Raw genomic sequence first — 8437 nt, 5'->3', positions numbered from 1 at the left:
AGCGGGAAAAAGCTCCCAATAAAATCCAAAATCCAATAGAGTAAAATGCAGAAGTGTGATTTGGATCACACTTTTTTTGTGACTTCAGTCCTTCGAAGGAAGCATTGGATCGGCATACATTTGCTGTAGAAATTCAAACAATTTCAGAAAGATCAAACAAAATATTTTTAACAAACAAAATTGAATGTCATGAATCCAAAAGTATTAATCGTTGTATCCAACGCCAATTCTATCGGTCCGAACAATAAAAGAACAGGAACTTTCCTGCCTGAAGTAGCGCATCCTTATGCAGAATTTGAAAATGCAGGTTACCAGATCGATTTTGCCAGTTTAACCGGCGAATCTCCGTTTCTGGACGGATTAAATTTAGCAGATGATCCGGAGAACTTAAAATTTTTAACGGGAAAAGGCTGGGAAGATATGCACAGTGCAAAAAAACTTTCTGAGGTAAACACTTCCGGTTACGATGCCGTGTTTGTTCCGGGAGGTCTGGCTCCGATGGTCGATATGGCGGAAGCGCCGGAACTTAAAAAGGTACTTGCCGATTTTTATGAAAGCAACCGTGTTGTAGCAGCGGTTTGTCATGGTCCCGTTTCGCTTCTGAATGTAAAATTGAGCGACGGAAGTTATCTGGTGAATGGTAAGAATATTGCTGCATTTACCACTGCGGAAGAAGAGAATTATGCAAAAGCGGATGTTGCTTTTGATCTTCAGACTGCCTTAACGGAGCAGGGTGCGATTTTCCATGCAGCAGAACCGTGGTCTGCAAACAGCATTGCCGACGGAAATATCGTGACCGGACAAAATCCGGCTTCTGCAAAAGGTGTAGGAGAAAAAATAGTGGCTCTTTTGGAAGCGAAAAAAGCTTAAGCAATCTGTTGTGCATTTTTACCATTAAGAAATTAAGCTTATTAGCTTAAAAAACTTAATCGTTATAAATATCGCAAAGGCGCAAAATATTCATTAAATACGCTCTTGTCTTAAGGCGCAAAGATTTTATCGAAGATAAAATTAAGCATCAATCCTTATTGAAAATCTTTGATTTTCCTGCGCCTTAAAGATTTGAGATTAATAAAAATCTTGCGTCTTCCAACAAGAATATCTTTATTAAAAAGTTTAAACTAATTTCAGAATTAACCACAAAAGGCTCAAAAGATAATCATAAAGCTAAGTTTCAGAATAATTAAAGCGCTCAAAAGAATAAAAATCAAAGATTTTTAAAAACTATGGTGATCTTTTTCATTGATAATGATCAACTTTAAATAATAGTTTAGTTCATCTTTTGTAGCTTTTGCGGTTAAATAAAAGTTAAACAGACTTAATATTCAGGCTGGCTCTTAACATAATTTCGCGATAATTGAATCGCAAAGAAAGACAAAAATAATAGTAATGATTTGAAAATAAGATCAACAACAGCGTTCTACTTATTTTAGAAATACAGGGATTCAAATAAATAATTAAAAAAATATAAGAAAATGGATCAAAAAGCGGTATATGTGTTTGCTAAATGGCAGGTAAAAGAAGGAAAACTGAGTGTCGTTTTGGATTTGCTGAAACAGGCTGCGGAAAAAAGTTCGCAGGAAGAAGGAAATCTTTTCTATAAAGTACATCAAAGCCAATCTGACGATCATACCTTGGTATTGTTTGAAGGGTATAAAAATGCCGATGCAGTGGAATTCCATAAAAATTCTGAGCATTACCAGAAAGTTGTGGCTGAACAGATTGTTCCTTTACTGGAAAACAGAGAAGTGATTCTTATGGATCAGTTATTTTAAATAGTAGTTTTTTTTAATGAGTTTCGGGCAAACCTTTGGTTTGCCCGAAACTTTTATTACTTAGCTAAAGATCCTTCGACAAGCTCAGGATGACAGGATTCTAATACTAACTGCTTTTATATTCCTTCAAATAAATATGCTGAAGATTTCGCTAAGTCATCCTAAGATCGTCTGAGAATTCATCCATTTTTATTGAGAATATCCTAAACAATCACTAAAAATCCGAATCTTCATTCGTTACTTTTACCAGATATTCAATTCCGTCGATGGCTTTGGAAATAATCTGGTTTCTTAAAACATTCGCCATATTTTCCCAGTAAGCTCTTCCGTAGAAAGAATAATTCTGCGGAATAATTTCTACCTCAACCGTTCGGATAAAACCTTCTTTCGGTTTATTGCTGATCATGGTTCCGCGGGTTACCTTTACCTCTTTCAGCTCGTCTTTAAGAACCATTCGGCAATAGTTTTTCACATCTTCCAGAGAAATGATTTTATCTCTTGTGGTTAAAGCATATTTATAAGCCTGAATACTGTCGGTTCCCTTCTGCTCTTCCGCTCCGCCGATCGTTTCCGTTAAAAGAACTAGCGTCTGTGATTTCAACTGATTGGAAAGTTCCGTTCCGGGACGCATATGATTGGCTAATGTAGAATGCGTGATCCAGAATGAAGCATAGGTGTGATCTGTTTTATCAACCGGTTCCATAATCACATAGTTCAGCTCCTGTTTAATGCTTCGTTTGGCATTGTTTACTTTCTGGACCATGGATTTCATTTTGTCGGACATTTCACTGAGAACGCCTTTCACATTATCACGGTTCAGTAAAGAGAAGGCTGCAATTTCGTCTCTAGTGAGTTCCAGAACATTTGCGATCATATCAACGGCATTTCTGTTCGTAAAACGCTCCATTCCGCCCTTTCTTACGGTGTATAAACCTTTTCGGAGATCATCATTCGGGGTGAAAGGAATTTCGGTATATTTTCTTCCGTCACCGTCCTGAACCTCATCTACATAAAGAAAATGTTCGCCTTCATCCGTTACGAGAGGAATATTGTTTCCCATGATGTCTAAGCTATATTCCGTTTTTTTCCAGCCGCGGTTGTAGATCGGGAAAGCATTCAAAACAAAGGAAAAATTATCCAGAATTTCAGCAGAAAATTGCGGCGGAAATTCGAAAGTAAGCCACAGATAACGTTTTCCGTCGATGTATTTTGTAATTTCTTCTTTATAATCTACATAGCTGAGATTTTCGGGAAGCTGTCCCGGTTCTGAAAATAATGAGGTTGAAAGTCCGGAAATCTCAATGAATTTATGATGATACACACTTTTGATGTCTTCAATAATTTTATTCTGAATAGACTGTTCGCGGAACATCTGTTCATATCCTTCTGCCGGATTGTTTTTATAATAAGTTAAACCTTCTTTTACAAATAACGGATTTCCGTTGGACGAAACCGTAATGTAAGGCAATAATTTATAGGTAAAATCAAGATGTTCGAAAGCAGGATTTGAACAGTAAATGCTTACATTTTTAGGAAAAGTTTCGTTTGAGTATTTTGAAACATCAATTCCGATGGTCACTTTACGGTAATCTTCCGGTCTTCCCTGAAATCTTGCAATGGGAATTTTATTCAGCCGGTCATCGATTCCGTAGCAGGTATTTCCTACAAACATGATGGCGGTCTGTATTTTGTTGATTCTGATATTTCCGATTGGCGTAAAAGGAATATTGATCTGTTTGTCCGATTCTGATTTTATGGTGGAAGTCATCTGTTTTTTAAAGAAAAACTCGGTATGCTCCAGTAAAATTTCCGACGATTCATAAGGTTGCGTGAAGGCAATTGCATGAGACGGAATGGGATGTGTATAAATAGAAGGCGTTAATAATTTTGCCAGTTTTTCTAAAATTCTGGCGTTAACGGTCTGTATTTCGTTATTCGCTTTGAAAACTTCCGTGCTGAATGCGTCAATTAATAATTTAACAAAGGGATCAAGAGACTGCGGGCTTTTCAATCCCCAGACTTTTGTGGCATTCTGAAGCATTCTCGCTTTTACGGATTCTTTGGAATAAATATTCTGTTCTAAGTTCATAGGATTTGGTGGTGGTTATAGAATTTAATCAATCGACATCGGACTCAGGAAAAGCTCTGTAGAAAAGCTGAAACGTTCTCCGGAATGCTCCATTTTGGCATTGATGGCGATTTTTACCTTTTTTTTGATTTCGGTATGTTCTTTTGTGTCGTAGCTGTGTTCTACGATCTGGATGTGTGCATCGATTTGCGGCTGAACGATTCTGGGTTCGTATTCCTGAATCTGTCTTTTGAGGCTTTTGATGAAAACGGCTTCCCAGACTGCGCTTGTAATTCCGTTATCGAATTCAAGATTCCAGACGTCGTTTCCGTAATTTTCATCGTATCGGTTTTCGCCTTTTTTGGTGGTGATGAGCAGCATAATATTGTGCGCGATGCTTTCTCCCATGTCGCAGGTTTCTATGCTTCCTCCTTCCGTCATTAAAGTCGACGGAACAAAAGGCATTCTGTAATTTGGTGTGTCCATGATTTCTCCTTCTTAATTTTTTACTTCATCTAACTCAATTCTTTGAAAGATACTACCAAATTAATCATTTTTAAGGAAAAAAAGGAGATAATACTATTGATTGTTGTTTAAATTTTTCTTTTTTAAATAGGCTTGGACTTGAAATTACATGAATTAATAAAAGATCAAATAGATTTTTGATTTTAAACCACCCCGTCAAAAATTTTGTTAAAATTTTTGCCACCCCTCCGAAGGAGGGGAATTTTTAAAGCCTTAAAACTTAAGGATCAGTTGTCTACAATATTTATGTACGATGGTTTCAAATAAATTGCTAGATACTTCCGGAAAACTCCGGAGATTTAAAACAGAGTTGTTTGCAATCAGCGGAGAAGTTCTGTGGTTTCCTGCAAACTGCGGGAGACTTCCGGAGAACTCCGGAGGTTTAAAACAGGGTTGTTTGTAATCAACGGAGAAGTTCTGTGGTTTCCTGCAAATTGTGGGAGACTTCCGGAGAACTCCGGAGATTTAAAACAGGGTTGTTTGTAATCAACGGAGAAGTTCTGTGGTTTTCTGCAAACTGCAGGAGACTTCCGGAGAACTCCGGAGATTTAAAACAGGGTTGTTTGTAATCAACGGAGAAGTTCTGTGGTTTTGAATGTTTTTTAAATGATTTGGTTTTTCTAAACCACCCCGTCAAAAATTTTAATAAAATTTTTGCCACCCCTCCAGAGGAGGGGAATTTTTCGGGACTTCTGATTTAATTTTTTCTGTTTTTGATGGATGTAGTGGACAAAAATTGAAATTATACAGAAAAATCCTAGCCCAGATTGCAATGAAAATCCTTTTTGAAAAAAAGATTGTAATGGAAAGCTGGAAAAAGCTCCAAAAAAAAAGCTGCCCGACTTTGCGAACTGCTTTATATGATTATTTCTTTTTGGCAAGACGGATATATTGGAAAGGAGGAGTTATTTTGGTTTGAATACTTTTTGAATTATTCGAATTTTAAAACCACCCCGTCAAAAATTTCGTTGAAATTTTTGACACCCCTCCTTTGGAGGGGAATTTTTTGACTTTAGGATTAACAAAAAATAAAAGCTGCCCAGATTGACGAACAGCTTTTCAATTTATTTTTCAGTTTTTTTATTCATATTAATGAGGTAATACACGGGAAGTCCGAGTAAAACCATGAGAAAACCGGGCCATGTATACTGCTGTTTGTAGATGAGCAATAAGATGCAGAAACCTGTCCCGATCAATAAATAAATAATCGGAGTCACCGGATACAGCCATGTTTTGTAAGGTCTTTCCAGATTGGGCTGTTTTATTCTCAGGTAAATAACGCCGAAAACGGTAATCATGTAAAATAAAACGATCACGAAAGAAATCATATCCAGCAAATTTCCGTATTGTCCGCTTAAACATAAAATGGAAGCCCAGATTCCCTGCATCCAAAGCGCATTTGCGGGTACATTGTTTTTGTTGTTCTGCTCTGCCTGTCTGAAAAACATTCCGTCTTTTGCCATCGTCTGAAACACTCTTGCTCCGGCTAAGATGAGTCCGTTATTGCATCCGAAAGTTGAGATCATTACCAAAACTGCAATAATTGCCGTTCCCGCATTTCCGAAAATGAAGTGTGAAGCAGCCACCGCTACCCTGTCGTTTTCCGCAAAGGCAATGGAATCTCTGTCTAAAGCGTTCAGGTAAACGTAATTGACGGCGATATACAAAATCATGACCGCAGTTGTTCCGTAGATCATAGATTTTACCACATTCTTCTTCGGATTTTCAATTTCTCCTGATACAAACGTTACACTTTCCCACGCTACCGAACTGAAAACGGAGCCTACCATTGCGGCGGCAATTCCGCCCAGTAAAGTCATTCCGCCAATGGGTTCCCAGCCTTCTTTCAGAAAATTTCCTGAAATGTCTTTTTTAAGGTTGCTGAAAGCCTCATATCCAAAGCTGAAGTTATCCGTTAAATGCGAAATATCCACCAAAATAAATCCTGTGGCAATAAGTCCCAGTAATGCTATGATTTTGGAGCCTGTAAAGATATTCTGTAATAATTTTCCACTTTCGACGCCTCTTGTATTAAGTTGGGTTAATAAAAGGATGGTTGCTATTGCCAAAATCTGGATCCATGTAATTTTAAATTCGCCACTCTGGAAAATCGGAGCTGCATCATTTAAAGCGGGAACAAGATAAGCAGTAAATTTCCCGAAAGCCATTGCCACGGCAGCAATTGTTCCGGTCTGAATGACCGTAAACAATCCCCATCCATACAAAAAGCCCATTTTTCTTCCGAAAATTTCTTTGAGATAGGTGTATTGTCCTCCTGCTTTTGGAAACATCGCCGAAAGTTCTCCGTAACTGATGGCTGCTGCAACGGTCATCACTCCCGTAATAATCCAAACCACGATTACCCAGAATCCTGAGCCAAGGTTCCGCATCATATCTGCGGCAACAATAAAAATTCCGCTTCCGATCATGGATCCCATTACCAGCATAATGGCATCCCAAAGTTTTAGTTTTTTCTGCATAATTGATTGTAGATTCCAAATATAAATAATTATAGGATTATTTTCTGTTTTATTTAATATTCGCCGGATTTTTCTATAAATTGATATTTAACGCAATGACCACAAGGTTTTTATTAAAAATAACAATGATTATTTTTCGTTCGCAAGGGTACTTCGACAGGCTCAGCATAAACTATTCACTCAGCGAATGATAAAAATGCATAAAAGAGTTTTTCAATTTTTTGCGTGCTGATAGTTTATAAAATCAAGGCACTTCAATATTATTTTCAAAATAAAATTCTGCTATCACTTGCTGAGTGAAACGCCTTTGCGAACGGAATTTTTTCAAAGCTAATCCAGTTTATCTTTGCGAACTCTGCGTTAAATAATTTTTGATTGCAATGATTTAACGCAATGCTCACAAGGTTTTATTAAAAACAACATTGATTATTTTTATTTCGTAAAGTTGCTTCGACAGGTTAAGCACCATCACGAAAGGAATTTCTTCAAAGCTAATCCTATTATCTTTGCGAACTTAGCGTTAAAATAAAAAAATAAAGTTAGCCCGAGAAAATGCATTCAAATTCCGAAAGATTAAACCTGTTTTTTATCAAATTTTTAATGTTTGCCGTTTAGAATTTTATTATTACTTTTGAGAAAAATAATTCAAATGAAATTCAAAGCGATATTATTTGCTGTAGCCGTGAGTGCTTCGTCTTTAGCTTTTGCACAGGAAACAAAAAAATTCGGACCTCCTGCAGGGAATGCTCTTGTAGGTGATGTTTACGGTGGCGGAGTTGCTTCAAATGTAGAATCTAAAGCAATTTCTGTAGATAAGCTGAGCAAAAAGCTTAAAAAAGATAAAAAAGTAGAAAACGTTGCCGTAAAAGGGAAAGTAACAGACGTTTGCGATAAAAAAGGATGTTGGTTAACGATCCAGACAGAAGATAACTCTCAGTTTTTTGTAAAAATGAAGGATTATGCATTCTTTGTTCCTACTGCTTTAAAAGGTAAAACTGTTGTTATGGACGGAACTGCAGAAAGAAAAATTACTTCTGTAGACGAGCAGAAACATTATGCGGAAGATGCTAAAAAGCCTCAATCTGAAATCGATGCGATCAAAGCTCCAAAAGAGGAAATCAGATTTGTAGCCAACGGAATTAAAGTGGTAAACTAATTTTGTTGTTCTCAATGAAATAAGGGATCTGTAAATTTCCAGATTCTTCTTTCATCAAAACGACACAGTTAATATAAAACAAAAGCGGAATCAATGTTCCGCTTTTTTTATTTTCAGTCTTCTATTGTAAAATTCACTTCTGCATCCAGTTTTGGATATTTTGTTTCTGAGACAAATTTCTTTCCGGTACAGTCGATTTCGAGCCAGCCTTTTTTCTTCTTCACATCTCCCACTTCCATGACAAAAGGAATAAAAGAGATTTCATCTTTTCCTTCTTCTTTTATTTCACGGTATTGAACCGCTACGTCTAAAATACATTCATGGTCTGTATTCAGCTTTACATTTCTGTAAATGATATCATAATGAGTTTCTCTGTTTTCCGGAATTTCGAGATAAGTTTCCCAGCCTGTGGTTTCGGAATTTAATTCTGAAA

General features: G+C 36.9%; 7 protein-coding genes and 1 pseudogene. 3 read left to right on the top strand and 5 right to left on the bottom strand.

What is annotated here, in order from left to right; genetic code table 11:
• Positions 1 to 189: 189 nt before the first annotated feature.
• Positions 190 to 870, top strand: a complete 681-nt coding sequence (locus WFK35_RS17740; protein WP_116099185.1) for a type 1 glutamine amidotransferase domain-containing protein — start codon at positions 190 to 192, stop codon at positions 868 to 870.
• A 605-nt stretch (positions 871 to 1475) separates the two neighbouring features.
• On the top strand, positions 1476 to 1775 hold the full coding sequence (locus WFK35_RS17735; RefSeq protein ID WP_336733699.1) for a putative quinol monooxygenase: 300 nt from the start codon (positions 1476 to 1478) through the stop codon (positions 1773 to 1775).
• A 214-nt stretch (positions 1776 to 1989) separates the two neighbouring features.
• Here WFK35_RS17735 and WFK35_RS17730 read toward each other — a convergent pair whose 3' ends face one another.
• The 4 genes from WFK35_RS17730 to WFK35_RS17715 form a co-directional block, all read right to left on the bottom strand.
• Positions 1990 to 3864 carry a type VI secretion system baseplate subunit TssF gene (locus WFK35_RS17730; protein WP_336733698.1) on the bottom strand — a complete coding sequence of 625 codons (1875 nt, stop codon included), beginning with the start codon at positions 3862 to 3864 and terminating at the stop codon, positions 1990 to 1992.
• A 24-nt stretch (positions 3865 to 3888) separates the two neighbouring features.
• Positions 3889 to 4329, bottom strand: a complete 441-nt coding sequence (locus tag WFK35_RS17725; RefSeq protein WP_076390131.1) for a GPW/gp25 family protein — start codon at positions 4327 to 4329, stop codon at positions 3889 to 3891.
• 442 nt (positions 4330 to 4771) lie between these two features.
• Complete coding sequence (locus WFK35_RS17720; protein ID WP_336733697.1) at positions 4772 to 5005, bottom strand: hypothetical protein; 234 nt, start codon at positions 5003 to 5005, stop codon at positions 4772 to 4774.
• 427 nt (positions 5006 to 5432) lie between these two features.
• Positions 5433 to 6848, bottom strand: a complete 1416-nt coding sequence (locus tag WFK35_RS17715) for an APC family permease (RefSeq protein ID WP_336733696.1) — start codon at positions 6846 to 6848, stop codon at positions 5433 to 5435.
• Between the two features lie 649 nt (positions 6849 to 7497).
• Here WFK35_RS17715 and WFK35_RS17710 point away from each other — a divergent pair.
• On the top strand, positions 7498 to 8004 hold the full coding sequence (locus WFK35_RS17710) for a DUF4920 domain-containing protein (RefSeq protein ID WP_235130691.1): 507 nt from the start codon (positions 7498 to 7500) through the stop codon (positions 8002 to 8004).
• A gap of 113 nt (positions 8005 to 8117) precedes the next feature.
• Here WFK35_RS17710 and WFK35_RS17705 read toward each other — a convergent pair.
• A pseudogene (locus WFK35_RS17705) lies at positions 8118 to 8437 on the bottom strand (M14 family zinc carboxypeptidase); the annotation flags it as partial.

This window comes from Chryseobacterium sp. VD8 (assembly GCF_037149975.1).
Classification (GTDB): domain Bacteria; phylum Bacteroidota; class Bacteroidia; order Flavobacteriales; family Weeksellaceae; genus Chryseobacterium; species Chryseobacterium indicum.
This window is presented reverse-complemented; position numbering and strand designations above follow the sequence as displayed.

Bases quoted from the DNA above. Each gene is read 5' to 3' on its own strand.
- WFK35_RS17740 (WP_116099185.1), top strand. From the start codon at position 190: ATGAATCCAAAAGTATTAATCGTTGTATCCAACGCCAATTCTATCGGT.
- WFK35_RS17735 (WP_336733699.1), top strand. From the start codon at position 1,476: ATGGATCAAAAAGCGGTATATGTGTTTGCTAAATGGCAGGTAAAAGAA.
- WFK35_RS17730 (WP_336733698.1), bottom strand. From the start codon at position 3,864: ATGAACTTAGAACAGAATATTTATTCCAAAGAATCCGTAAAAGCGAGA.
- WFK35_RS17725 (WP_076390131.1), bottom strand. From the start codon at position 4,329: ATGGACACACCAAATTACAGAATGCCTTTTGTTCCGTCGACTTTAATG.
- WFK35_RS17715 (WP_336733696.1), bottom strand. From the start codon at position 6,848: ATGCAGAAAAAACTAAAACTTTGGGATGCCATTATGCTGGTAATGGGA.
- WFK35_RS17710 (WP_235130691.1), top strand. From the start codon at position 7,498: ATGAAATTCAAAGCGATATTATTTGCTGTAGCCGTGAGTGCTTCGTCT.